Annotated in this window: 17 protein-coding genes; 7 read left to right on the forward strand and 10 right to left on the reverse strand. The window is 47.9% G+C overall.

Annotation, left to right across the window (positions count from 1 at the left end):
- The first annotated feature begins 263 nt into the window (after positions 1-263).
- The 3 genes from BMX82_RS12600 to BMX82_RS12610 all read left to right on the forward strand — a co-directional run bounded on the left by BMX82_RS12600 (position 264) and on the right by BMX82_RS12610 (position 6,285).
- Positions 264-3,554 (forward strand): SusC/RagA family TonB-linked outer membrane protein, encoded by a 3,291-nt coding sequence (locus BMX82_RS12600; RefSeq protein WP_091769442.1) that lies wholly within the window; start codon positions 264-266, stop codon positions 3,552-3,554.
- 37 nt (positions 3,555-3,591) lie between these two features.
- Positions 3,592-5,451 (forward strand): RagB/SusD family nutrient uptake outer membrane protein, encoded by a 1,860-nt coding sequence (locus BMX82_RS12605; protein WP_036909955.1) that lies wholly within the window; start codon positions 3,592-3,594, stop codon positions 5,449-5,451.
- Positions 5,452-5,670: 219 nt separating this feature from the next.
- Complete coding sequence (locus BMX82_RS12610) at positions 5,671-6,285, forward strand: class I SAM-dependent methyltransferase (RefSeq protein ID WP_091769445.1); 615 nt, start codon at positions 5,671-5,673, stop codon at positions 6,283-6,285.
- A gap of 9 nt (positions 6,286-6,294) precedes the next feature.
- Here BMX82_RS12610 and BMX82_RS12615 read toward each other — a convergent pair whose 3' ends face one another.
- From BMX82_RS12615 to BMX82_RS12660, 10 genes are all read right to left on the reverse strand, one after another.
- Positions 6,295-7,443 carry a DUF1302 family protein gene (locus BMX82_RS12615; protein WP_143058371.1) on the reverse strand — a complete coding sequence of 383 codons (1,149 nt, stop codon included), beginning with the start codon at positions 7,441-7,443 and terminating at the stop codon, positions 6,295-6,297.
- 17 nt (positions 7,444-7,460) lie between these two features.
- Positions 7,461-8,237, reverse strand: coding sequence for an outer membrane lipoprotein-sorting protein (locus tag BMX82_RS12620; RefSeq protein ID WP_036909966.1), 777 nt, complete (start codon positions 8,235-8,237; stop codon positions 7,461-7,463).
- A gap of 9 nt (positions 8,238-8,246) precedes the next feature.
- The gene (locus BMX82_RS12625; RefSeq protein WP_091769451.1) at positions 8,247-10,601 is read right to left on the reverse strand and encodes an efflux RND transporter permease subunit; all 2,355 of its coding nucleotides are present in this window, start codon (positions 10,599-10,601) and stop codon (positions 8,247-8,249) included.
- A gap of 80 nt (positions 10,602-10,681) precedes the next feature.
- Complete coding sequence (locus tag BMX82_RS12630) at positions 10,682-11,923, reverse strand: NHL repeat-containing protein (protein WP_410524417.1); 1,242 nt, start codon at positions 11,921-11,923, stop codon at positions 10,682-10,684.
- A gap of 20 nt (positions 11,924-11,943) precedes the next feature.
- Complete coding sequence (locus tag BMX82_RS12635) at positions 11,944-14,022, reverse strand: TonB-dependent receptor (protein ID WP_410524418.1); 2,079 nt, start codon at positions 14,020-14,022, stop codon at positions 11,944-11,946.
- Between the two features lie 75 nt (positions 14,023-14,097).
- Positions 14,098-14,721, reverse strand: coding sequence for a TetR/AcrR family transcriptional regulator (locus BMX82_RS12640; RefSeq protein WP_091769457.1), 624 nt, complete (start codon positions 14,719-14,721; stop codon positions 14,098-14,100).
- 249 nt (positions 14,722-14,970) lie between these two features.
- A complete protein-coding gene (locus BMX82_RS12645) occupies positions 14,971-16,638 on the reverse strand; it encodes a DUF6850 family outer membrane beta-barrel protein (protein WP_091769460.1) in 1,668 nt (555 codons plus the stop codon).
- Entirely contained in the window at positions 16,635-19,379 is a 2,745-nt protein-coding gene (locus tag BMX82_RS12650) for a TonB-dependent receptor (RefSeq protein WP_255396612.1), read from the reverse strand. The genes BMX82_RS12645 and BMX82_RS12650 overlap by 4 nt, the downstream gene beginning before the upstream one ends.
- Before the next feature lie 35 nt (positions 19,380-19,414).
- On the reverse strand, positions 19,415-20,695 hold the full coding sequence (locus BMX82_RS12655; protein ID WP_036909974.1) for a DUF4876 domain-containing protein: 1,281 nt from the start codon (positions 20,693-20,695) through the stop codon (positions 19,415-19,417).
- A gap of 19 nt (positions 20,696-20,714) precedes the next feature.
- Complete coding sequence (locus tag BMX82_RS12660; protein WP_051949653.1) at positions 20,715-21,059, reverse strand: heavy-metal-associated domain-containing protein; 345 nt, start codon at positions 21,057-21,059, stop codon at positions 20,715-20,717.
- 754 nt (positions 21,060-21,813) lie between these two features.
- Here BMX82_RS12660 and BMX82_RS12665 point away from each other — a divergent pair.
- The 4 genes from BMX82_RS12665 to BMX82_RS12680 all read left to right on the forward strand — a co-directional run bounded on the left by BMX82_RS12665 (position 21,814) and on the right by BMX82_RS12680 (position 26,967).
- Positions 21,814-22,236 carry an HU family DNA-binding protein gene (locus tag BMX82_RS12665; protein ID WP_051949654.1) on the forward strand — a complete coding sequence of 141 codons (423 nt, stop codon included), beginning with the start codon at positions 21,814-21,816 and terminating at the stop codon, positions 22,234-22,236.
- 107 nt (positions 22,237-22,343) lie between these two features.
- The gene (locus BMX82_RS12670; RefSeq protein WP_091769466.1) at positions 22,344-25,076 is read left to right on the forward strand and encodes a TonB-dependent receptor; all 2,733 of its coding nucleotides are present in this window, start codon (positions 22,344-22,346) and stop codon (positions 25,074-25,076) included.
- A complete protein-coding gene (locus tag BMX82_RS12675; protein WP_091769469.1) occupies positions 25,073-25,459 on the forward strand; it encodes a hypothetical protein in 387 nt (128 codons plus the stop codon). Before BMX82_RS12670 ends, BMX82_RS12675 begins: the two co-directional genes overlap by 4 nt.
- Entirely contained in the window at positions 25,456-26,967 is a 1,512-nt protein-coding gene (locus BMX82_RS12680) for a DUF6850 family outer membrane beta-barrel protein (protein ID WP_143058372.1), read from the forward strand. Before BMX82_RS12675 ends, BMX82_RS12680 begins: the two co-directional genes overlap by 4 nt.
- Positions 26,968-26,987: the final 20 nt, after the last annotated feature.

Genomic DNA, 26,987 nt, shown 5'->3' on the forward strand with positions numbered 1-26,987 from the left:
TCAGGCGATTTTTGTTTCTTCTATGTTCCAATAGGAATGAGCTTATATGGCATCTTTGTTGCGCCTATATGTCCAAAATGTTTTCTGAGCAAAATTGTATCAGAATTTGCAAACACAAACTCTATTTCTGCCATATTTATTTTCTAACTTTGCAAGCAGAAAGATAACGTCCATAGCAGGTCAAGCCTATATAATTAATAATGTACACATAAGGAAAAATATTATATATCAATCAATTTAAATTTATAAACTAAAACTAAAGTATGAAACAAGTAAGGAAAACGGCAATTCTAGTAGGAGTATTAGCCCTTTCAGGCCTTTTCTACTCGCCGAACGCAAACGCCTCGACTTCAACCACAGAGGTTCAGCAGGCAACGAAGAAGATTACAGGTACTGTAGTTGATGCAATGGGGCCCGTCATCGGAGCCAGTGTAGTGGAAAAGGGTACCACGAATGCTACGGTTACCGACTTTGACGGTAACTTTACACTCAATGTGAAACCAGGTGCAACGATTGTCGTGTCGTTTATTGGTTTCGAAACACAGGAGATTAGGGTTGGTGATCAGAACAACTACAAGATTACGATGAAGGACGACAATGCAGTCCTTGAAGAGGTGGTGGTTGTAGGTTACGGTGTCCAGAAGAAAAAGCTGGTTACCGGTGCCACTGTTCAGGTGAAGGGTGAGGACATCGCCAAACTGAACACCACCAATGCGCTGACCGCCATGCAGTCAAGCACGCCTGGTGTGCAGATTACCCAGAGTTCTTCACAGCCTGGTAAGGGCTTTAAAGTCAACATCCGTGGTGTCGGTACCATTGGTACTTCTTCTCCACTGCTGATCATCGATGGCATCAATGCCGGTACGGCCGATGACGGTTTGAACGGTCTGAACCCGAACGATATTGAAAGTATTGACGTACTGAAGGATGCTGCTTCTGCAGCCATCTACGGTGCCCGTGCTGCTAACGGTGTTATCTTGGTAACCACCAAACAGGGAAAGGCCGGTAAGATTCAGTTGCAATATGACGGTTATGCTGGCTGGTCGAACCCTTACAAAGTGCCCGATTTGCTGAATGCCCAACAATACATGCAGATTATCGACGAGACCAACATGAATACTTTCGGTGAAGCCACCAACTGGTCGAACTTAGTTCCCGCTAACATCCTTTCGAAGATTAATAATGGATGGACAGGCACCAACTGGGTAAAAGAATATGAGAACAAAAATGCTTTACAGTTCAGTAACGCCGTAACACTGACTGGTGGTTCTGAGAACTCAAAGTTCTCAATATCGCTGAACTACAGCTCGAACGAGGGTATTATGGGCGGCGACAACGCATCAAACTACAAACGTTACGGTGGTCGAATCAACTCAGAGCATGTGCTGCTGAAAGGCAAGGACCTGATTGGTGAGAGCCATGACATCATCACCATTGGTGAGAACGTAAGTTACACTTACCAGAGGAGTCATGACCTAGCAGAAGGTAGCGGCTACTGGAACATCATGCAGGCAGCCTATGTGGCATCGCCACTGGTAGAGCCCTACAATGCAGACGGTACGATTGCCTCTTATGACAAGAACGGTGCCGGTTATAGCACTGACATTTATAATAACCCATTGAACCATTTCCTTGCCGGTGGCTACAGCTCCATCAACAAGAATCGCAGTTTCAACGTGAATGCCACTTTCTACTGGATAGTAGAGCCTGTCAAGGACCTGAAGTATCGCGGACAGTTCCATACGGGTTATAATGCCAACAATCACCGCGATATCAGTCTGCCCTATAACTCGAACCCCACCAGTGCCAGTGCGAACTATAGCCTGAATATGAGGGAGGCGCAGAGCAGCAGTCTCTCGGTAGAAAACACACTTGCATATATCCTTCCAAAGATGGGAAAAAATACCATTGATGTGCTGGCTGGTCAGTCGCTGGAGCGCACCCAATGGAGTAACAGCATGAACATGAGCTTTACAGTGGGCGAGGATAATCTGAACTCACTGGTTCACAACGGATGGGACTTCAACATCCCTAACAACTACGAGACCCAATATATGACTGGTCATGGCGGTTACGACAACCCTCTGCAAACCAATATCGTCTCGTTCTTCGGACGCGCCAACTGGAACTACGATGAGAAATACATGGCCACAGCTATCATCCGTGCCGACGGTTCCAATAACTTTGCCCGTGGCAAGCGCTGGGGCTACTTCCCCTCATTCTCTGCAGGATGGGTTGTTTCCAACGAGAAGTTCATGGAAAGAGCTGCCAGTTGGCTTGATTTCCTGAAAATACGCGCCTCATGGGGACAGAACGGTAACTGCCAGATCGGTAATTTCTACTATCTCTCCAATATCGGTTTCTCTCCTACAGGTTATCCCGACTATGGCTACAAATTCAGCAATGACGACATGTATACCATCTCACAGGGCAGCTACACGACTGGAGCCTATGCCAAGAATCCCCCCAATGAAGATGTGACATGGGAGACTTCTGAGCAGACAAACATCGGTCTTGACGCCCGTTTCTTAGATGGCCGTCTCGGCTTGAGTTTCGACTGGTATGTAAAGATGACCAAAGACTGGCTGGTACAGGCACCCATGAACGTGGTACTCGGCTACGAGGAGCCTGCGATGATTAACGGCGGTGATATTAAGAATACTGGTTTTGAACTGGCACTCTCATGGCGTGACAAGATTGGTAGCGACTTCAACTATCATGCTAATGTAAATGTTGCCACCAACAAGAACAAGGTCACCCGTCTAGCAGCCAATGGTGGCAAGATCGGTATAGACAAAGAATTCCTTAACACCTTATTCCAAGGCTCATCATATGTATCGCTCGTAGAAGAAGGACATCCTGTTGGTTATTTCTATGCTATGTCATACGATGGAATCTGGCAGAACCAGGCTCAGATCGACGCTGCCCGTGCAGCAGGAAAGGCCGTGCTCGACTCAGCAGTTCCTGGCGACCCCATTTGGACTGATTACGACGGAGACGGCGAGATTAATTATGACCTCGACCGCCATGAAGTAGGCAATCCCAATCCCGATGTAACCCTCGGCGTTAGCCTTGGTTGCGAATACAAGGGTTTCGATTTCGGAATAACAGGTGCAGGCGCCTTCGGCCAGCAGATCATGCAGTGCTATCGTACTGCACAACGTACAAACCAGTACGACGAGTATACGACGGATGTGTTTAACCGTTGGCATGGCGAAGGCACCAGCAACACACAGCCCCGACTGACTGTCGGCCAGATAGCTGATCAGTGGGTATCTACACGTTTCATGCAGAATGGTGACTATTTCAAGATTCAGAACGTTACGTTGGGATATGATTTCAACAAGATATGGAAGGGTTCACCATTCAGTCAGCTTCGTCTTTACGTACAAGCTCAAAACCTCTATACCTTTACTGGTTATACAGGTGTTGATCCGGAATGCTCGGCCGATGGTGGCAAGAATGCTGATAATACAAATTTCATCCGTGGCATCGACGTTGGTCTCTATCCCTCAGCCCGTACCTTTATCGTAGGCGCAAGCATTAAGTTCTAATTGAGAATTAAGAATTGAGAATTAAAAGATAAAAATTATGAAAAAGATATATACAATAGCTATCGCAGCTCTGTTAGCCACAGGAGTAACCTCTTGCGAGAATGCGCTCGACACCCAAAACTATACTGAGGCGAACACCTCTAACTTCCCAGCTTCAGCAAACGACCTGAACAAGGAGTTGGCAGCTCTTTATGGTGTGATGAACCAAATCAGTCAGACGGCTAACGAGACACCATGGCTGGTGAACCATATCATGGCCGATGAAGGAAACGGCGGCGGCAGCGCTAGTTCGACAAAGATACACGCCATCGGCCATCTGATGTACAACCAGGAGGATATGTTTGATAACCTGTGGAAAAGAATCTACGTCGGTATAGCTCGTGCTAATGCCATTATCTATGGCGTCGACGCTTTTGACTGGACAGGTCAGGAGAAAGAGCGCGATCAGATGGTGGGCGAGGCATACTTCATGCGTGGTTTGTTCTATCTTTGGGGGGCACAGTTCTGGGGCGACATTCCAGCCTATTGGGCAGCAGGAGCACCAGATCCCTGTCCACAGCAGGATGCCGAGACGGTAATCTATCCACACATCCTTGCCGACTTTGTGAGTGCCGCTAATCTGATGAATCATGGTATGACCACCATGGGTGACGGTCATGCCACAAAGGCCGCTGCCGAGGGTATGCTGGCTCGTGCCTATATGTTCTATGAGGGTTTCTATAAGAAAGCCGGCGAGCTGGCTTCGGCCTCTCTCGCTGATGTCGTCTTCGACTTTGAGCAGGAGGGTGCAGGCGCATCACTGAGTAAAGCGCAGGTAATCAGCTATGTAGAAGATGCCATCAACAACGGTGGCTACAGTCTGGTTGAAGACTATCGCCTGCTCTGGCAGTATACCAACAAATATACCATTCAGGACTACGACTACGTGAAGGATCTGGCTGAAGCCGGTAAGGTATGGGCTGGCAATGGTAACTGCGAGGAGATGTTCCAGGTTCAATATATGAACAGTGGCGGCTGGAGCGGTAATATCCAGATGGGATTCACCAATCAGGTATCGCTCTATACGGGACTACGCAATGGAAACGACAGTGAAGGCAATGAGAATGGTAAGGAAAATACGATGCCCTTCGGACAGGGATGGGGACAAGGTCTTGTCAATACAACACTTTGGGACGACTGGAGTGACGATGACCCGCGTAAAAAGGCTACAATCCTAAATGCGCCCGAAGAATGTAAGAAGTTCGCCTTTGTTACCAACTGTTCAGAGGATGCAGGCCTGTACAACAAGAAATGGATGCCCATTACCTGTTCCAAGAGTCATTGGAATGATGTAAACTCAGTCTATACTTGGTGGGGAGTCCTTCGTTCTGAAAGCTCAACGGCAGCCAACAATAACAAGAACTCGTTCCAGGGCGACCACTTTGCAGACATGGTGTTGCTTCGTCTGGCCGATGTAATGCTGATGCACTCTGAGCTCACAGGAACAGCCACCCAAATGAATAAAGTACGTGCCCGTGTAGGCCTGCCTGCCACCACTTATTCATGGAAGAACATCAAGGACGAGCGCCGTTGGGAATTGGCATGCGAAGGTATTCGCTATAACGATTTGCGCCGCTGGTCAGGTAAGAACGGAGGAGTTAATTGCGAGGCAGCAGCAGCCTTACAACGTCAGGATGGAAGTCGTGTAAACTACAAAGGCCATTGGACGGTAATGCATCATGGCCAGGCCGTTGGCGGCAGCAGTTGGGCACAGCGTTATGCAGATACCGATGGTTTCGTCATGATACCACCTGCTCAGATTGCCATCACCAACGACGAGACCGTACTGAAGCAGAATCCCGGTTGGGGAGCAGGTGCTCACGGAGCAAATATGACTGGTACACCAATCTATGATTAAATTTGGTTTTTCTAGTTAGTTATAGTTCGTTATACAATGTAGTAACGATAATCAGCAGGCAGCTGATTCTTTTAAGTCAAGTCAGATTTGACAATTCCGCCCGGACTTGTGAAAGCCCGGGCGGAACGTTGTTTATAAAATCCTCTGTTTTAGGTATTGCGTCATTCATTTTTTTACCGTATCTTTGCACTATAATTTAAAAGACTAAATTAATCAATCATGTCAAAAATATTAAGTAAACTGTTCACTAACTGTGCCCATCCCAAAGGTCGGATGGGACGTGCAATGTTGTGGTTCATGAACAGCACCCATGCGCCACTTACCAACTGGGGGTTAGACCTTATCGACATTCAAGACAAATGGACGATGCTCGACATCGGTTGTGGCGGAGGCGCCACTCTACAGCGGCTGTCGAAACGAAGCAATGGTGCGCAGGTCTATGGTATTGACATCTCTGAAGAGAGTGTAAAAAAAGCAAGAAAAATAAACAAGGATTTACTTGATAAGCAGGTATTCGTCAGCCAAGGTTCTGCAGAGAAGCTACCCTATCATGATGAAAAGTTCGATCTCGTAACAGCCGTCGAAACAGTATATTTCTGGCCAAACATGCCTAGCTGTCTGCAAGAAGTATATCGTGTATTGAAACAAGGAGGCCGTTTCGCCATCATGGTGGAAGCCATTAACAGTGATTCTATGTGGACCAATATCGTTGAGGGCATGACCGTCTACACACCAGAGGAGCTTCAGGTCATGCTCAACGCCGCGGGTTTCACCCTTACCAAGGTATACCAAAAGAAGCCATACTATGCTACTATCATTGGTATAAAACCGTAAAACAGAAGTCTAAAAGTTGTACTTCAACTTAAGAAACACTTCCGAGTTTTTATCGTAGACTGTGAACATGCCTCGATCGGCATGGAAATAATCGTATCCCACAATAGCATGTAACTGGTCATTCAATGCATAATCACCACTTAGTCGGTTGTAGATACCGCCATTGGTCACATCGACATAAGCAAAGCTCTGAAGAGTCAGAGTATTGTGCAACAATTCCTTGGACAGGCGGAAGGTGGCAAGCCCGGTATTACGATGCTCACCCCACGCCACATACTTATGGGCATACTGGGCAGAGAGCGACCAATCGTTTCCTGCATACCAATCTATGCCAATAAGAGCATTCGTAGAGGCAGCCCTTGGCATATCCTTAACGCCATTGGCCGACTGTGCCTCGTCCAGATACTCCGCGAGTTCTCCTCTTACTACAAATTTACCAACAGGCACTGACAAATCTGCACCTAACATGGTCATTCTTCGATAATCACCTCGGCCATTACATACAACAGGCATCTTATTCCAGGTATGCAAGGCCGAGAACGAGAAATCGATACCACTGAGGTAAAATGACAGGCGCGCACCATATTCCATATTACATAGTTTATGACTAGGTTCATTATTAATAGGTATCGCCCCCACAGACCATGGGTTCTCCGTGTCGGTAGGCAGTTCAAAAAAAGAACTAACGGGAACGGCAACAGCCTCAAGACTCCATTTCTCATGAGAGTAACGCAGACGCAGACCACCCACAGGTATTCGGATATCATCATAATCCTGTGCTAAGAACTCTGTATAGTCCATTGGTGATATCACATCAGTCAGACGCAGGCCATCGGCCACACCCCAGACAACAATCTGTCGACCAGCACGCAGATCCCAGTGCTGATCTGAGTAATAAGCATAGGCCTCACGCAATTGAAAGCCTGTACGTTCTTTCAAAATGGCGTTATATACCAAATTTGCCGAAACAAAGGCACCAGCATGACCTTTCTCTACCGATACCTCACCACGCACACGGGTTCTTGACGACATCCAGTCGTTAGGCTGTTCTGTTCGCACAGCGTGATAGGTATCAACAAAACCTTTCACACCGACACGCAAAGAATCCTCGTCCTGTGCAATGACAGGACGAGGGAGTGCGCACCACAAAAATGCCATAAAAATAAAAGCTGATTTCATAAACCTTTCTCAAGTTTGGCGACAGTAAAGAGAGCCTTGTCTATTTTGATATCATATTGGGAATTCTTCACTACAATCATAGTGCTGTGCTCGGTCTGTACATTTTTCATTTCCATCTTATGGATGGTCCAGAAGCCTTGCACTTTCTTGATGTCAGAGGTTGTCAATACCCGATGCAGTTTGTTCAGCTTGTCATAGTATTCCACATAGGCTGCAATCAAACAATCCTGACGGATCCACGACACTTTACGGCTGTATATCTCGTGTTTATCTACAGGCACCGACTCAACCACCCAGCACTTATACCCGTTCTTCATCTCCTCGCGGAGCAGTTTATGATGGTCTTCATCCACATGTCGCGAACCCATATCATCATAGGTAAAGTCAGTTCCCATGAAATAGTCTGTCTTCGATGAAGAACCACTGATACGTCTGGTCTTCTTCATGGCAGGTAGATAAAGCCATTTAGCATCCTCTTTGCCTATCTGGTCGTAGTCCCATGTCAGGAAGCCCGTTCCCTTCACATCGCCAGGATAAGTAAAGAACATCATTTTCTTCGTGTCCTTACCCTCATCCATGGCCCATGACGTCACCTTGCGCTGACGAGTACTACCATTCTTTTTCTTGAGTGTCAGTTCCATCTCGCCATAGCGTGTATTACCGTCGGGACGGTCTTTCACCTTCTGTACAATATCACGCCCCGTCAGTTGTTGGGCATTCATCTCTCCGGCAGCCATCAGGCATACGGCAAAAATTAAAACGATCTTTTTCATATTCTATTTTTATTGATTAGACTTTTCCTTACCAAACACCTTACACTTATTAACAAGTATAGGCGTTACAAACAAGTCGGCAGCAAGAGCCGACAGGATACCAATGATAGCCATCAGGCCGAAGTTGATGCACATAGTGCAGGCCGAGGTGCAGAAGCCGGCAAAGACGGCCGACGTAATGATGCTGGTGATGACAATGGCGACACCCACAACACGGAACGTGCGACGGATGGCCTCACGATAGTGGGCTGTGCGGTCGAACTCGAGCTTGGAGTGGTTGATAAAGTGGATGGTATCATCCACCGCCATACCAAGCATCATGGGCAGCAGCGTGGCAGTCATCATGTCGAGCGGGACACCCATCCATCCCATATAGCCGCCTACGAACACTGCAGGCATCATGTTGGGTATCAGACCGATGAGACCAACGCGGATGCTCTGGAAGGCTATCATGAGGATGACACCGATGATGAGGATGGATATGACGAACGAGAGCATCTGTCCGCGTACCAGATACTGCATCATGGTGACGTACTGCGGGATGTTACCGACGGTGGTAATCTTTGCGTCAGGGAACAGCTTCTGAGCGTCGGCCTGAATCAGCGCCATCTCGCGCTCCACTTGCGCCGAGTTGAAGTCGGAAATTTCAACCATCAGTCGCAGACGGCGATAGTCGTAATCCACCCAGTACTCTGACTCGGTGCCGCCTGCATTCTCGTAAAGCAGAATCTCCTGTGCCACCTCTTCCTCGCTGTTAGGCACGCGATAGTAAGCTGTATCGCCATCGTTGAGCGTCTGGTTCAGGTCCTTCAGAATGTCCAGGATTGAGGTTGTACGTTTAGTCAGTTTATAGTCAGCCACCTTTTGCTGTAACTGATCTAATCGTTTCAGGTTTTCTGGTTCCTTAGCCTCATCATTGTTGGGTAACTCCACAATCAGGTCATAAGAATAGAGCGATCCCAGTTCCGAGCGACCCACGTCCATCACCTCCTTCACATAATCCACACGAGTGCCCATCGTGCGCTCAATGTCGAACGCCGCCTCAATCTTCCACAGCCCCACGCACAGTACGATGCACACCACAAGAAACGAGCAGCCAATCTTTTTCGGATTCCTCAGTACCACGTCACTCAACTTTACCATCGCTGCCGTCCAGCGCGTGTCACTCTCCTCCGTGAAGCCCTCTGTAGGACGCTTGTTTTTGCCAAACGACAACAATACGGGCGAGATAATGAGCGAGGTGAGCAGTACAAATAGCACGCTCATCGAGCTGATGACACCCACACAATGCATCGGCCGAATGGGGATGACGAGGAATGACAGCAGCGATACCAGCGTAGTAAATCCACAGAAAAACACAGACCAACCGATTTCCCTCATCGTCTCGACCACAGCCTTGCGCCGCTCGCCGTGAATGCGCATTCTACCTCTGAAATACGAGAAGATGTGGATGTTGTAGGCAATGGCTACGGCAAAGGCCAGGATGGTGGGAATCATCAACACGGTAGAATCGACGTACATCTGCGTCCAGCCTGCGATGCCATAGGTAAGGAAGAGTCCGCCCACCACCGAGATAATCGGCGCCATAACGCCACGCAGCGAGCGCGTCATGCAAAGCATCACCAGCATGCACACGATGGTGGCAATCATCATCAGGCGCCCCATCTCCTTACCGATATACACGGTTTTACAGTTGGTAACGTAGGGCATACCAGTACCCCGTGGGTGCAGCGAGGCATACTGTGGTTTCTTGATGATGCGCTCCACCTCCTGACCCGTGATGATGTCGGGTGCCACCGTGCCCTGCTGCTTCCACACGCTGTCCTTAGGAAACTGGCGCAGTTTTACCATAATCCACGAGAGGTCACCGTTCTGCGAGATGAGTTTCCGCGCCACGTGCGGCTTACTGTAGGCCCGCGCACGGATGCTGTCCATTGCCGCCGAGTTGTCCTCTGGAATCTCCTCGGGCACTATCTGCTCAATAGTCATTCCCTCATCGCTGCCCACCATAAACTCGATATCCGTCAGCGACGTCACCTTGTCGGCATACGACAGACTGTCCAGCAATTCGTTGGACAAGGCGCGCAGCGTCAGCAGGTTCTCCTGCGTAAAATGGTTGTCGCATTGTGTCAGCACACCCACGTAGTAGTCGTTACCGAAGTGCGACTTAAACTCTTCCGTCATCACCAGCATAGGATCGTCCTCGATGAAATAGTCGTCGAACGAGGTCTCCTTAACCATCCGCTTCATGCCAATGACCGACACAATCATCACCAATGCGAAGATGCCTAACGTCAGCCAGCGCATCCTCAGCAGTTGTCCCGCAAACCGCGCAAACAACTCATTAATCTTTTCAATCTTCATACCTTTACTAATATTTAATAACGAACAATGTTTCGAAATGTTCACAAAAAAAGACCCGCATTGCTGCGAGTCTTCTCTATTCATTCAGCAAAACTGTGGAAGAAGCAGGGGATACCCTGCACGCTGATAACGGGCCCCTCCACCTTCTGCGTCTTGGGGTCGTAGGTATAGAAGCCGTTGGCCTGCTTGTTAGAACTTCCATAGACCACGAGACCCTGATGCAGGCCGATGGCCATTGTGTGGGGGTTGCTGATTTCCATACCCTCGATGACCCGCATGGTCTTCGCCTTCAGGTCGATGATGACGGGCAGGTTGGTCATGCTCAGGTAGGGGTTTGACATCGCATCGGGGTCGAGGGCATTAGAGTTGGCATAGGCATAGAGCTTGCCGTCGCCCCCATAGCACACAGCAGCCAGGAAGTCGGCATACTTCGTACTCAAACCTGCAACCTCGGTCTGATCGAAGGCTATTGAGTAGTCGGGATCGATGTCAGTCTGTCCTTTCTTGATGCGCACGATGCCGCTACGGAAGCCAGGGATATAGCCAAAGGAGCCGATGCAGTTAATGTAGATGTCGCCCTGCTCATCAATGAACATCGAGTTGGGGTCGACAGGACGGGTGGCAAAGCAAAAGCCCAGTGACGAGTTGACGATGTGCTTCTCGAGCTGGTCGGTCTTGGTATCGATGACAGCTAGTTCTATTGTGTTCTGTTCGGGCATCCACTGGGCATTCATCTGATTCAGACCCACAAAGAGTTTGTCGTCGCGAATCACCATCACAGCAGGCGATACGTTGGTAGTGGACTGCGCCAGACTATTCAGGTCAATTTCGGTGATTTTGGTCATCGTAGTGGGATTGAACACGGTGACGAGTCCCAGGCTCTGCAGGGTGACGTAGGCCTTCTCGCTGTTAAGTTCCACAATGTTGGCAGCCGAGGCCTCGGCAGGAATCGACAGCGCGCCCTGTTTTACCCAATTACCCTGGGTATCTACGGTATAGCGCTCTATCTGTGCCTTCGAGTTACCCATATAGTCGGGGAAAGTGTAGATGCTACCCGATGAGGTGACGATGGGCGTGGCACCAAAGCCGAAGGGAATGGCGTTGCGATTGTCGTAGCTGCCGGGAATCATGCCGGCAATGGCCTGCATATAGGAGCTGCCGCTGCTGCCTTCTGGGTTGGTGATGGCGGTGGCGAAGATGATACCCGTGAAGTTGCCCTCGGCCTGCCCATTACTGGGGTTGGGGGTGTCGTCATCACTACTACATGAACAAACTAAAGCCATGATGGCTGCAAACAATAAACTGTACTTTTTCATTTTCATTCTGATAATATAATTATTAATTACTTATATACATATCTGATTTTAAAGCCAATATAGCGACCTGGCAGGGGTCGGTTGAACTCCGACACCACGTGGCGATCGGTCAGGTTCTTGGCTCTCAGGGTCAGCGTCAATCGGTTGTCCATAAAACTATGCTCCAGGGCAGCATCCAACGTGAAAGAGGTGGGAATCTTGCGCTCCTGATACTTGCTCACCTCGAAGTCGTAGAAATACTCATGGATATAGGCCGCATCGAGCAACAGACGGGTGTTCTGGCCCTTGCCGCCAAACAGGTTCTCCTTGTGGAGCTCGGCGCCGAAGTTGCCCATCAGGTAAGGCACGTTGGGTATACGTAGATTCTTGGTGGGGTTAGGCACATTGGTGCCTGGAGTCAGCTTGCGCACGTCGCGCAGGTCCTGCCAGGTGCCGTTGGCATAAAGGTAAAGCAGCCTGGTGACGTCGCCTTTCAACTCAAGTTCCACTCCCTTTGTACGAACCGTGCCAAAGTTACGATAACGAGCCATGGTAGGTATAATGTCGGGAGTAAAACGTATCATATCTTCCAGCTGATTGTAGTAGCCCGTCAGTTCCATCTCCAACAGACCACCATCACTTTTCAGGTGACGATATATCAAGCCCAAGTTTACACCGTTGGTACGTTCTGGCTTGAGTGCGGGCGAGGCAAGGATACTGAATCCATTACCAATGAGTTCTTCGGTAGTAGGTATGCGTACCTCGGAATTAAACGAGGCTTTAATCATCCAATCGCGGGCAAACTTATAGCGCATGGCATCATTGAAACCAAAATAGTTCTTGGAGATCTCTACTGACTCTGGCTCGCTTACGCTATAAACATCAATACTACGCGACGATGACGAGAAATGGTAGTCCTTGAGCGTAAAAGCGTTCTGGAACTTGCCGTCAAACAACGTCAGGTCGTACGAGAAACCGATTGTAACAGTGTTCATCTTGCTGGGAAAGTTGGCTTTGAATCCCATCGCCTTATCCATCAGCGAGTCGTTGGGGTGCATCGAGCTGTGATCGGCATACACATTCAGGTTAAGCGAGTGGTGCAGGTCGATTGTATATCCCAGATTTAGTTTGCAGGTAACCTCATTGGTACGTGTGCGTCCATCGCTGGGGTAGGAATTCTGCTCGCCACCATAAACCGATGTGGGCGGCATCTGATTACCATCCCAATCGTAGCGATGCATGGCCTTGTCCTTCATGCCTGAGTAGCCCAATACGTAGCCTGCATCCAAGTCCAGGTCAAGACCATCGAGAAAGAAATCGTTCCTCTTTACTTTCAGCGCTGCCACATAGTTGTCGGAGTAATTGTAGGCCTCGCGAATATCAATGTCTATTCCCTGTATCTCCTGCTTGGTATGCATACCTATCAATTCCAGTTTCAGCTCGTCGAACCACCATTTCGTAGCTTTGATAGAACCGCCACAAATGGCTTTGTCAAACTGGTCGTGGTCACGCTCCACCCAGCGGCCGTCTATATGGTCTAATCGCATTTTATAGTTATTCTTGGCAAACGAGTAGGTACCACCTAAGCCAAATTGCAGGCCACTTTTACTATCAGTACGTTTGAACACACCCGACACCTGATGGGTATTAAACGAGCCTATCTCATAAGAGAAGTCGAGATATAGAGGTGGGTATTCTTTAGTCACCACGTTAACGGCGCCACCTAATGCTGATCCGCCAAAACGATAGGGCACCAGTCCCTTATACACCTCGATACGCTCAATCATATCGGTTGGTACATCGTTAAGGGCAACAAAGTTACTAAGTTGCGACATCGGGGCCTCGTCAATATACATACCGATGCGCTTGCCCTCCAGTCCACGAACGGAGATACGCGAGGCACTGCCAAGTCCACCCGTGTTACGTACAGTGACGCCCACGGTGCGCGACAGTACATCATTAATATTGTTGGCCGTACCCTGCAACTGGTGCTGTCCAATCACGGTGACGGGCATACCCGACTCCTTAAGTTTTCTGATTCTGCTGCGGCCCATCACCTGGACCTCTCGCAATCTCACTGTGTCTTTTACGGTCAATACGCTGTCAACATCAGCAGCCATAACCATGCTACACATACAAAAACCAATTCCTAATAAACATCTTTTTACCATAATTGAAACTTTATATATCTTTCTTCTTTATTAATGATTCATCAGTGCTCGCCAGCCTGCAAATTCAAACAGAATGTAGTCCTCGATTGCCTTTTTGGTTTCCTGCGCCGATAGGTTGTGCTTGATGACCTCAGAGATGAAGTTGAACATCCATACCATATGAATGTGATAGGTGAAAGGCGTATGGATGGTGCTGAAGTCGGGATACTGGCAGCCCAACTCGTTCATAAACTCCAATACCATGTTGGAGCACTCCTCGGTATACTGATCGATGTAATTCTCGAGCGAGGAGCCTTGCGATTGGTAGAGCAACAACTTCAGTTCATCGCGGTGGTTGTTGATGAGGCACATGTACTCCTGCACATTATTGGCAATCAACTCGTTACACTCACCGCTGGCATACCTCAGAAAGGCCTCTTGGTTGTCTACATTGTGGTGCTCGTGCATCATCCTCTCGAGTTCCTGAATAAGCGGCCCGACGATATGACGGAACAACTCATCCTTACTCTTGAAGTAATTATAGATATTACTCACTCCAATGCCCACCCCCTTCGCGATATCGCGCATTGAGGTCTTGGCGTAGCCGTCGCGCAGGAACACTTGCTTTGACACCCTTAATATATGTTCACGTGTGTAATCCTTTTTTATCTGCATAGTCTTTTAAACGCTAAAAACGAACAAAGTTCTAAATTGTTCATAAAAAAAGAGAACCCGCACCCATGCGAGTCCTCTCTAACTTTATAAATTGCTTCTTATAACAACTGTACCTTATCATGATTTATTCATCTTTCGGGGTGCAAAGGTACGGTAATTCCCCCAAACACACAATACCTAAAACTGAGTGTTTTGTCATTACAAAATTGCATCCTAAGTAATAGGATATTAATCATAATTAGGTATATACTAGAACATTATAAATAAAGAAGTACTGCCCCACTGTTCGTTATGCTTATCAGGATATGCCGAAATCATAGGTGCCGTTGAAGGAAAACCGATAACATCGGTATAACATGCATCATCAAGACGATGACCATTGGCAAGATAAGCCTTCCCTTTAATGCCTACAATGACACTCTTCAACCGATGTTGCCACGTCACATCCGCAATAAACTTATGAAGATTGGCTGTTCGATAGGCATAGGGAGCAAAGGCATGCTGGAAGTCAAGGTGGGTTATCTTCTGATTCTGCATCTGAACATGGTAGTCGTGAGAGCCAATACGCTGACAAGCATAAACTAAATTAAAAGCCAAAGCGTTGCGACTACCCTGCCAGTTCACCCCCACCTTAACATGAGGAGTCAGCCTTCTTACATTGATTCGATAATCACCTATCTTGTATTTCTCGTCATATCTATCTGTGGCAATACCACCCTGCAGACTTAATTCAAAACGGCCCATATTCTTTGCAGTTCTCAAAGCAACCTCCATACGGTCAGTATTACGACTGTAATTCTGGCGGGTGTCAATAGTACGGAAATCGTAGATATTATTAGCATTGTCAATTAGGTATTCCTCTATAATATTCTCATAGCCCTTTCTCAACATGAGGTCGGCTTGTACCATCAGTTCAAAGCGCCAGCTATTTTTCGGATCGTATGCCAGACTGAGCATTGGAGTGAGGTGATGCGAACATGATTCATAGAGATTATAAATATCACTTTCTTCGGTTTCCATATGCTGATAGGCATAAGCCAGTGAGGCATGAAAACGCAGTTTGTTTCTCTGTGGTGAGAGGTATTGCAAACGGGCATTATACTCATCAACATAATACATACGCGATTTGCCGAATGACACGCCGCTCTGACGTGTATCATAGAGACCAAAGCCATAACACACGAAGAAGCGATCCTGCTGCCCAGGACGCCAATATCGTAATTGCATGTGCTGTTTGTTACGGCCATACCCCCAATCAAGCATCAGCAGATGTCCGTTCACATCACGTGCGGCTCCCATGTTAAAGCGCAGCCAGGTTGTATTGTTCAAGGCGCGTGGATCAGAAAGCCGATATGCCTGCTCGCCATAGAACGAACCTTTTACGCCAAGAACCCACTGCTGAACTTTCAATGCATAATTTCCTTCAGCATAATAGCTATCGAACTTGAAGTCACCACCACATGAATCTGTGGATATATAAGGGAAGTAAAGTTCTGGCAACCGCATGGCACTCCACCCGATATTGCGATGGTCACCTTGTGCATACTGGATGTTACCCGAAAGCGTACCACTACGGGGTGTGGTATACTCACCATACGCACCAACACGATAGTCCGAAGAACCGTCACCCTCATAAGGGATGAAATCCCCCTTTCCGTCACCGCTTGCCAACCCTGCATAAACGATAGCCGTACGACGACGAAGCATCGTGTCATTACAGTTTCGCCACTCTGTGAAAACGGGATTGGCATACAAGGCACAGCTGTTGCTCAGCGAAATATCGACATTATCAGTAAGGCTGCGGTCTTCTTGCGGTGACAGAGGATGAGTGACGCGGTCAAGCAGCAGTTGGGCTGATGCCTGACAACCACAGATGATGGCTACGAGTGATATGTATATTCGTAATTTGCGTATCATAAGTTGAAATTAAAAAACAGTTCAAGTCCGAAATAAGGGTCATGCCATTCGCGTTGGGTGACCTTACTACCAGAGAGGTATTTAGGACTGATATCGAGCAAGCCGTTGACAAAGAACGAGAGTTTGGTTCCTTTTTTGAACTCCTTGGTGGCCTTCAGATTCCAAAGCAGTGACACAGGTTTCTCATTACGGGCATACTTCACTGGCAGAATAGTACGGCGGAAATAACGGAATGTACCATCATCGGCTGCGATCTGGGCACGAATAATGTCATCAACGGGTTTAAGGGCACCACTCATGTCAATGTATTCGGTGGGGATATAATCGTGGTTATCCTTATACTGTGAGGTGTTAAGCCACACTACCTGGAAGAAGTTCGTCAGGAAGAGTTTGAACTTCGGGATATGTGTGTTCAGCCATATATTGGAATTCAGACGACGATATTGGTTCTTGGCTCCATTGTCATAGATGCAGACATAAGGATACTCCTTTCCACCGATCTTCACGGCAGGGTAATAGTAAAGTGGCAACGACGAGGCATAGTCTGTCTGATAATAGGCGCCATTGATTTCTACCGTTGTCGACAGGGGCACTATCTTTGGAAAGATAAGTCGGTACTCTATACCACGCTTTGTCACCTTGCTGGAGTTCATGACCTTCTTCGATGTAGTAAAGATGCTGTATTGTTCCTCTATATAGTCGTTTTTCTGAGGTGTACGGCCTTCGATGCTTACATCGGACTTCAGTGTGGTGTAGAGATTGTATGTTAACGGATAGTACTCTGTAAAATACTCAAATCCCATATCCGACTGTTCATAAAACGCGGTAAGTGAAATGCTCAATCCCTGATAGTCAATATCCCATCCAGCTTCCGCCTTTTTGTTTTTGTTAGCCTTTAATTCACGATTGGCCACATCATATATATTTGTATAAGTAATGAGGTGACGATATTGTGGATCATTGGTATAAGCGTTAAGCATATAAAAGTCCTTATAGAGTTTCTCTGGATAGAGGTAGTCAAGCGTTGGCGTCTTGCTTTCTGTGCCAAAGCCAATTCTAAAGGTATTCTTAACTGTTCTGCCCACAGTATAGGAGAGATTTATTCGAGGATCTGTCAGCACTCGGCCGTGCAGATAATAGTCCGACGGCAGGTTTGTCAGCATAGAGGCACGACCTCCAATAGAGAGTTGGAGAATGTTACGCTTACTATCATCATAGATAAAATCCGCCTGGACATATCCAGCACCAGTACCGAGGGCAGGAATAGCCCAGTTAGGGCGAGGGCGCATGTAGGAGTTATCGTATGGAAAAGGCGGACGCTTCTCATCTTCAATCACAGCTCCTGCGCCATGATTCTTAACGTTGGTATACTCTGCGCCATACATCAAGTTTAGCATCATATTCCTGAATAGCGGTATACGTGAGTTGGCATTGAGTTGGGCATAGATATTCACGGGCTGGTTGTCGATGTAGAAATCGCTATAATACTTTCGTGGCAGATAGATTCCCTCATGTTCGCCTTCTTCGTAGGCCAAAGGCATGTTCATCGGTCCAGAACCAGAGAGTACCAAACGATGACGACTGATTTTGTCGCGGGTATAGTCGGCAGAGAGGGTAAGCTCTATCTGGTCGAGCCATGTCTTACTGAAAGTCATACACCCCTTCATCATCAGTCCCGTACGACTATAGTCGGCCTTATAGGTTTCGTCGTATTCGTAAGTCAGTTCATCCTTTTTCATCTTGCTGGTGGTAATGGTCTGACTCAGTCGTGCGTCAAGATCCAAGTTGTAGCCACCTACTTTCACCTTATTATTATAATAGAGTTGTCCTGTCAGTCGCGAGAATTTATCCATTTCCTCACGGATGTCATCGATAGAGTGCAGATAGTCTATACCAGCGTGCAATGTTCCAGCTTTTTCTCCCAGTCGGAAACCTTTTCCCATATATATGAGTTTGTTTTTCAGGTCGGTCTTCAAACGAACACGTAATGGCGTGACACCGTGCTTCGAGGAGATACTGATCATGCCACTCGACAGATTACCATAACGGGCAGAGGAGATTCCTCTGGTAAACTCCACACTTTGTATATGGTCTGTAGAGATATATCGCATATCAGTTCCCTGGTTGATGCCCGTACGGTTTCTCACCTCACTGTCATAGGTGCCACTCCCCTCGGTGATACCCACTAATTGTGAACGGATACCATCGTTGGAAACGGGAGCGCCGTCGGTGACAATCCCCACGCCAAGGGAAGTATTGGCATCGGTACCGACCTGACGGCTGCTGATTTGCGAGAACTGTGTCAGATTATTCTCCTTATACACACTGCCAGGCAATAACAGCATCACATCGGCAAGCGACGTTGGTTGTATATATTCTAAGGCCGCCTCATCAACAACAACTTTTCCCTTTCGGCTTCTTTTGGCCATCACCTCGAATTCGGGCAGAGCGAAACTGCTACTTTGAAGCTGTAGTTGAAGATTCTGGGTCTTACTGACCACTATAGACTTCTTCAACTTCGCATAGCCCAGACATTCCACTTCAAGTATGTGTTTGCCGGCAGGAATATTGCGTAATTCGAAATATCCGTTGATATCACAGAGTGTACGCAACTCCTGATTCTGTATACTAACGATGGCGAAGCTTGCAGCCTCGCCATCGTGATCAGTGATGACTTTCCCCTTGACTGTGTAGGACTGTCCGATAATGGAAGTCGCCTTACACAGCAGGAGAAGGATCAATAAACAAAATTTAATATGATTTGAAAGATACATTATTATTTATTATTACGCCAACCAACGGGGAATGCCGTCTGTACTTTACCCGCTGCCTTGCGCTCGTTCACATCCTGCATGTCCTCACTACTATTATTGGTGTCCTGATAGAAAGTCTTGTCACCTACTTTAATTTCCTTGCGGATGCAGAGCTCCTGACGGTGGCAACCATTGACAAGGAACTTGCCGCGGTCTACGGTCTCGGGCACCACACGTGTCTTCACGTCCTGAGGCACGTCGCTGGTCTGGATGCCGTCAATGATATTCTCAGTCTCAATAGCCAAGATATGAATATCTATATCGCCCTCGGGAGTTGTCTCAGTTGCATCGACATGGGTCTTCGAGAGTGTGGTGTGGCTGTTGACGAAAGCGTCGACAGTCGACTGCTGACCATTCTCCAAACGGAACATCACAGGCGAGACATAACCACGAGGCTGGAAGAAGAAACCGTAAGAGTCACCATTCTCTGTGATGAGCACGTTGGGAACACTGGGGTTGTCCACATCGTTGGCATCGGGACCATAGTACACCTCGAAGTCTGCTCCACTCAAGTCTACGGCGTGATCATAGGCAATCTCACCATTCACAACCTCTGAGTGGTTGATTGCAGTAAAGGCGATCACCAGCTTTTCACCAGGCTGAACCGGATGCTCCTTGCCACTACCGGGAATGGTGATGAAGCCGCCGATAGGCACCTGATCAGGATAGTAGCTGTCATACCACAACTCTTTAGGCCACCATGAGATATGCATCGTTACACCTACGCTCACACCATCGGCATAGAGCACATCCTCCGTAGGATTAAAGAGAACGATATACTGATCGGGGTGCATCATACGACCCGAGTTGGTCTCACCGTTGAAGAATACCTCACTAAAGATAAAGTCCTTGCCTAACGCACTGGCTGGTAACGAGTTGACATAACCATCAATAACCTGTCCGTCAGTGTTCACGTTTACGTTTTCCATACGCAGCGAGATGACCACCTGCTCCCCTTGAGCATTGGTGATGTTCTTCTCAATAGATACGTTGTAGACACCCATAGGCAGAGAAGCAATCACACTTCCGTTGGCATCCAGTGAGAACGATTTGGTATCCTGGTTTCGTACCTCAGTAAACTGTACAGGCGTACCTGCTAAGGCAGAAACGTCAAGGGCACCCGCCACTTTAGGAATGGCATTAAACGTCACGTCAATCTTCTTTTCAGCCTCATCATCAGAGCATGAGGCCAACAGCACTGGGCAGATGAGAGCTGCCAGTGCGAATTTAAATAATCGCATCATTGTTGTTTGAAATTAAATGTTACTCCTGAGTTTTCTTATCGTTGTGTCCGCATTTATGCTCACCTTCGCCCTTACATCCTTCTTTATCGTTACACTGCTTGGCAATCTCCGCCTCAAACTTGGCGTCTGAAAGCGCTTTCTGCAATGCTTCTACGTTAGTTTTCTGTGCATCATAGCTCACACAGACTGCCTTACACTCCAGATTAACCTTCACCTCACTCACTGCATCGTTAGCTTTCAGGGTTTTCTCAACACGTTTTGCACAGTTCTCACAGTGCATGTTGTTCACTTTGAATTTCACATTGTCGGCCATCACGTTCATTGTAAACAGAGCGGCAAACATCATCATTACAATCTTTTTCATTTTTACCTATTTTTATTATAAATAATTACTGAATATAAAGTATATGGTTGATTAATTTAGCCTCACGGCATGGTTCTGATTTTCGGGTGCAAAGGTACGGCAAATAATTAAAGTGCGCAATACCTAAAACTGAGTGTTTTAAGACTCTTGCACTTGGAAACGCCTACCATATAGGATTAATAACAAGTAGGTATTGACAGGTATTATCATCTTCTCATCAACATTTTTATTTTCTTATCATGACATCATAACTGCATCTTCAATATTACAAGCCATATATAAGCATGTTATTTAGATGACAAATACTATATTAAGGCTATATTTTTTCGCTATTTTCGATAGCTTTTGCGTAAAACGTTTGCATCTCTCATAAAATTGTTGTATCTTTGCATATCATAAACTAAACCAGAGTATATGAAAAAAACAATTATCAACTCAGAAAGAATTGAGAAGAGGTCTGTTTTGCGGCAGAGCGGATAAAACTGAACGGGAAGTGGATTCTCTAAATCATCCGACTGCAAACGGCAGGGTAAGGGATTAGTTTTTAGAGTAAAGGAAAGGTAGCCTTCAACCACAAAACAAGTTGTTTTGTTCCGTCAGAGACGTCATCTTTCAATCTAAAAGACTATCTTAACAAGTACAAAACAACTTGTTTTGTGGTCGCGCAGAACGGTGTTGTTTCCAACGAAAGACAAAAGCAACCCAATAAACCGATATTCAAACAATTAATAACTATAATGTAACTTTATAAAAAATGGCAGTACACATTAAACTGATACAGAACAACATCAAGAGCAGTAGTTCATACGGTAAGTTTTTTGCTAAGGCAGTGAGCCAAGGCGAAGTGACAATAGAGGAACTGGCCAAAGAGGCGGCAACCAACAGCGGCATTTCTAAAGGAGCCTTCGTTAGAGGTGTGATGGAGCTTCAAGACCTTATGAAGCATCGACTGGCCAATGGGCAGACAGTGGTTATCGAAGGAATCGGGCGCTTCAGTCTTCGAGTAGAGAGCATTGGCGTTGACGAACCCAAGCAGTTTAATATTAGTCGGCACATCAAACGTATCGTCTGCGGCTTTTTGCCAGCCAGTCGTCGCGTCAACGTTGGCAAAGGCACAAAAAACGGTCACATCCTTTACGACCTCTGCGAAGGTGTAAAAGTCATACGGCAACGCTAGAACGGCCAAGGGTATCTGAGCAAACCTTTCCATATATTAAAATCCTAATTTTTGAGTATTGCAGGCTTGATTGAAAGTTAGTACCTTTGTATCCCATTACAGATGAGATGCATATATATAGGATAATTTATACAATTTTAGCCGTATTCACACTCCAAGCAGCCCATGCACAGGGAGTTTTACGCGCCACAGTACTTGATAAGGATACACGAGAACCCATCATTGGAGCCACTATCCATGATGCCGTAAAAGGTAAGCCAATTGCGGTTACCGACGCAGAAGGTTGTTTCACGATACCTAATAATGATGATACCAAACAGATACGCATTACTTATATAGGTTATAAGATTCTGACAACCGCTCCTGTCAGGAACGGGCGTTACCTGTTAGAGGCCGAGATCAGCCGATTAGGTGAAGTGGTGGTGACGGCTCAGGAGAGCCGCGGACTGACCAGTGCCTCGACCATCGGCAAGCATGCCATGGAGCACCTGCAGCCCTCAAGCTTTGCCGACCTGTTGGAGTTGCTGCCTGGCGGACGGGCAGAGACGCCCTCTTTGAGCACACCCAACGTGATTCATATCCGTGAGGCGGCTTCGGGCGGCAGTCAGTATATGACTTCGTCGCTAGGCACACAGTTCATGGTCGACGGAGCCCCCATCTCCACCAATGCCAACATGCAGTACGTCAGCGGCGCATGGGACTCTGAGAGTACCTACCGTGACTTTACCAATGCCGGTGTCGACATGCGTTCACTCTCTACCGATGATATTGAGAAGGTAGAGATCGTGCGTGGCATCGCCTCTGTTGAATACGGTGACCTGACCAGCGGTCTGGTGAAGATTGAGCGCAAGAAAGGTGGTGCCGACCTCCACGTGAGACTGAAGGCAGACATGAGTTCAAAGCTTTTATATCTGTCAAAAGGTCTGGAGTGGAAGCCCCAACACCTGAGTCTGAACCTCAGTGCCGACTATCTCGACGCCAAAGCCGATCCCCGTAACACGTTAGAGAACTATAAACGCATCACGTTCTCGGCACGCCTGCACAAACAGTGGCTTCGCGACAACTACGACCTGAGCCTGTCGACCAATGCCGACTATACTGGATCGTTCGACAACGACAAGGTAGACCCCGACCTGAACTACAACGTGGAGGACTCCTACAAGTCGCAGTATAACCGCATGGTCTGGATGGGCGACCTTACACTTAAGAGCAAACGCGACTCATGGCTGAAGTCGGCAGGACTGATGTGTTCGGCAGCCTACGAATACGACGATATCAAGCGCCGACGTCTGATACAGCTCCAGCGTACGACGGTGGCTGCCACCAATCATGAGGAGGGCGAGGCCGATGCATTACTGCTGCCCTGGAAATACATGGCCGACCATGAGGTTGAAGGAAAACCACTCAACATCTATGCAAAGTTGTCGGCGCGTCTGCAGATTCCCACGACAAGACTCAGCAATGCCCTGTTACTAGGTATCGACTGGAACATGGACAAGAACTACGGACGTGGACAGGTGTTCGACCCCGAGCGTCCACTCTACCCCGGCATATCAACCCGCGAGCGTCCACTCTACGACATTCCTGCTAATCACCGGTTGTCTTTATTTGCAGAGGAAACACTGAAATGGCCTACAGCCATAGGCACTTTCGAGGCAACGGGCGGCATACGTGTCACAGAGATGCTGAACCTGCCCGCAGAATATGCCATGCACGGTAAGAAGTATCTGGACCCACGCATCAACGCAGGTTATACCTTCCCAAAATTCTCCTTCTTGGGCAAGCCTACCTTCATCCGTCTGGCTGGGGGTATCGGACAGCACACAAAGATGCCGACGATGGAGCAGCTCTTCCCCGACAAGCTCTACATCGACTTCATCCAACTGAACTATTACCACGAGAATCCCGACTATCGCCGTGTGAACCTCATGACGTATATCCGCAACCCCAGGAACCTGGAGTTGCAGGCTGCCAGAAACTTGAAGTGGGAAATGTCGGCCGACATTAATATCGGCGGCAACCGACTGAGCATAACCTACTTCCGTGAGAAAATGACCTCAGGATTCCGTAGTCAGACACACTACGAGAGCTTCAGTTATAAGGAATACGATGCCTCAACCATCGACGGCTCAACACTCACAGCCCCACCCGCCCTCAGCGATATGACCTATACCCTGAGGGATGAACTGGTAGGTTATAGCAACTACACCAATGGCAGCGAAACCGACAAGCAAGGTATTGAATATACCCTTGAGACCGTACGTCTGCCTAAGATACTGACACGACTGACCATCAATGGTGCCTGGCTACACACCCACTACCGCAATTCTATTCTCGAGACCTATCGCCCCAGCATGGTGGTAGGCGACAGGAGTCTGCAGTATGTCGGTCTCTATCAGGATGCCGACGGCACGATGAGTGAGTCGTTCAACACCAACTTCACCTTCGACACCGATGTGCCACGCCTGAGACTCGGATTCTCACTCTCGGCACAATTCCTATGGTACACGATGTCGCAGCGCGACCGTATCAGTAACACACCCGACCAGTACATCGCTCCCGACGGCACCATACATGACTGGCAGGCTGGCGACGAAGACGACACCTATCTGCAATGGCTCATCAGAACCAACAGCGAGACTCTCTATGAACTGACCCGCGTGCCTATGTCGATGAACCTGAACCTGAAGGTGACGAAGAAACTGTTTGCCGACAGACTACAGATAGCCATGTTCTGTAACAAGATATGGGACTACACCCCTGACTATGAGCGCAAGGGCTACACCTTCCGCCGCCACGTAACACCCTATTTCGGACTAGAAATGAACGTAAAGATATGAAGCAGATACTGAACATATGTATTTTCATCCTGCTGACAACAGTCCTTACGGGCTGTCACCAGGAGCAGACAGACTACCATACAGTGGCCAGAGTGACACTCGACATCCCCGACAGCATCAACGTCATACAGATACAGGGAACGCTGACTCTGCAGAGTCTTAACACCACGCTCAACACGTCGACAGCCGACATGAGCGGCAACACCTTCGAGACAACCGTCTTGCGAGGAGCTTATAAGGTTGACGTGACAGGTATGGTGAAATACACAGGGCTGGACGGAGCGATACGTACCCGCCACTATCGTGCACACTCGGACTACAAGCCTTTTGCCGACATACCTCTCAGCAAAACAGAATTACCCATCATACTTCTGGAAGAATGAACATACAGTTACGACATATTACTACCTTATTATATATAATAGCTACCACCTCATTGGTGGCCGCCACGCCCGACTCTGTGCTGACAGAACACCAACAGGCATGGAATCTGCTGGATGCTGAAACTTGGAAGAACCCTGCACTTCACGGACAGGCCTTTAAGACGGCATACTCACAATTGGCAATCTCACTTGATCTCACAGACCAGACAGAGGCCTTTACTTTGCAGAAGGGCACTGGCAGCACGCTCTATGATATTGAAGCCGATACATATTTGCGTCTCTCAGACCATTCTTCAGTATGGGGCAAGGCATCATATATGACTGGTAAGAACAGAAACATCAAATGGAACTCCGTTTCAGACTATGAGTTGTTGGAGCCTTACATCCTTGCCGACACCATGGGCGGCAACACAGAGCGCGAACGTTATGTGTTTGAGGGCGGCTATGCCACGAAGGTCGGGAGCATGCTTATGGGTGGTGAAATGCTGTTCCGTGCTGAACACGAATACCGTACCATCGACCCTCGTATGCGTGCCATCGTGACCGACCTTACCCTAAGGGGCGGAGTGGCATACGAAACAGGCACATACCTTTTGGGAGCAGCAGCCGAGGCTAATATCTATAAACAGACAGACAACGTCACCTTCTACCGTGAGACAGGCGTCATACCAGAGTTTCAGATGACGGGATTAGGAGCTATCTACGTGCGCTTCTCTGGCGAGGTGAACAACCTGTATTTCAATGGTGGCGGCGCACAGCTCTACCTGAACGTTCAACCCCGCAACGGCCATGGGCTTTTCACCAACATCACCATCGGAGAGCACCGCTATGAGCGCATTGCCGCCTCTCTTAACTCACTGCCCCTCACCAAACTCTATCGTGAGGAGGCCAAACTGCAGGCCGGATGGCGGAAAAGTGGCAAAGCCGACTTAGCCATCTATGCTGATGCGCAATATATCTGCCGACTGGGCGATGAGAACATGGTAGGCTCGTCGCAGTCGAACAGCTACCCTATCCTGACCACACTGACCATGTATAAGAACAACATCATCGATGCCAGTATGAACATGGTTTACGGACAACGTCAACACTCTAGCTGGCACATCGCCATGAAAGTAGGCTATATGCAGAACCATGAGAAGTATGTGGAGCCTGAGCGTAAACAGAACGTCAGCCGTATATACAGCCAGTTGAGTGCGCAATACATCACAGGACTGGGTAAAAAGGGAACGCTGACCTGTGCACTGACAGGAGGCTATCACAAAAACCTTGACAGCCAGTTAAGCATCCCTGTAGTAAACACGGAAACGGCTGCCGTCAAGATGCAGAACCACAACTTCCGTTATCTGAAGGCCGACTATACAGTCGTCAATGCACAGATAAGATACGACCACGGCATCGGCACCAGCCGTTATGCAATGTTCGGCGCACTGAGTGGAGGCGCGACATTCTGTTCTGAGAGTGAATATGAACAGCATTTGGCCGTCAAGTTCGGAATCACATTTTAAACAATAATATTTATCAGATA

Source organism: Prevotella sp. khp7, from assembly GCF_900109055.1.
Taxonomy (GTDB): Bacteria; Bacteroidota; Bacteroidia; order Bacteroidales; family Bacteroidaceae; genus Prevotella.

Excerpts from the sequence above, each read along its gene's own strand:
- BMX82_RS12600 (WP_091769442.1), top strand. The coding sequence starts at position 264 with ATGAAACAAGTAAGGAAAACGGCAATTCTAGTAGGAGTATTAGCCCTT.
- BMX82_RS12605 (WP_036909955.1), top strand. The coding sequence starts at position 3,592 with ATGAAAAAGATATATACAATAGCTATCGCAGCTCTGTTAGCCACAGGA.
- BMX82_RS12610 (WP_091769445.1), top strand. The coding sequence starts at position 5,671 with ATGTCAAAAATATTAAGTAAACTGTTCACTAACTGTGCCCATCCCAAA.
- BMX82_RS12615 (WP_143058371.1), bottom strand. The coding sequence starts at position 7,443 with ATGGCATTTTTGTGGTGCGCACTCCCTCGTCCTGTCATTGCACAGGAC.
- BMX82_RS12620 (WP_036909966.1), bottom strand. The coding sequence starts at position 8,237 with ATGAAAAAGATCGTTTTAATTTTTGCCGTATGCCTGATGGCTGCCGGA.
- BMX82_RS12625 (WP_091769451.1), bottom strand. The coding sequence starts at position 10,601 with ATGAAGATTGAAAAGATTAATGAGTTGTTTGCGCGGTTTGCGGGACAA.
- BMX82_RS12630 (WP_410524417.1), bottom strand. The coding sequence starts at position 11,923 with ATGAAAATGAAAAAGTACAGTTTATTGTTTGCAGCCATCATGGCTTTA.
- BMX82_RS12635 (WP_410524418.1), bottom strand. The coding sequence starts at position 14,022 with ATGGTTATGGCTGCTGATGTTGACAGCGTATTGACCGTAAAAGACACA.
- BMX82_RS12640 (WP_091769457.1), bottom strand. The coding sequence starts at position 14,721 with ATGCAGATAAAAAAGGATTACACACGTGAACATATATTAAGGGTGTCA.
- BMX82_RS12645 (WP_091769460.1), bottom strand. The coding sequence starts at position 16,638 with ATGATACGCAAATTACGAATATACATATCACTCGTAGCCATCATCTGT.
- BMX82_RS12655 (WP_036909974.1), bottom strand. The coding sequence starts at position 20,695 with ATGATGCGATTATTTAAATTCGCACTGGCAGCTCTCATCTGCCCAGTG.
- BMX82_RS12660 (WP_051949653.1), bottom strand. The coding sequence starts at position 21,059 with ATGAAAAAGATTGTAATGATGATGTTTGCCGCTCTGTTTACAATGAAC.
- BMX82_RS12665 (WP_051949654.1), top strand. The coding sequence starts at position 21,814 with ATGGCAGTACACATTAAACTGATACAGAACAACATCAAGAGCAGTAGT.
- BMX82_RS12670 (WP_091769466.1), top strand. The coding sequence starts at position 22,344 with ATGCATATATATAGGATAATTTATACAATTTTAGCCGTATTCACACTC.
- BMX82_RS12675 (WP_091769469.1), top strand. The coding sequence starts at position 25,073 with ATGAAGCAGATACTGAACATATGTATTTTCATCCTGCTGACAACAGTC.
- BMX82_RS12680 (WP_143058372.1), top strand. The coding sequence starts at position 25,456 with ATGAACATACAGTTACGACATATTACTACCTTATTATATATAATAGCT.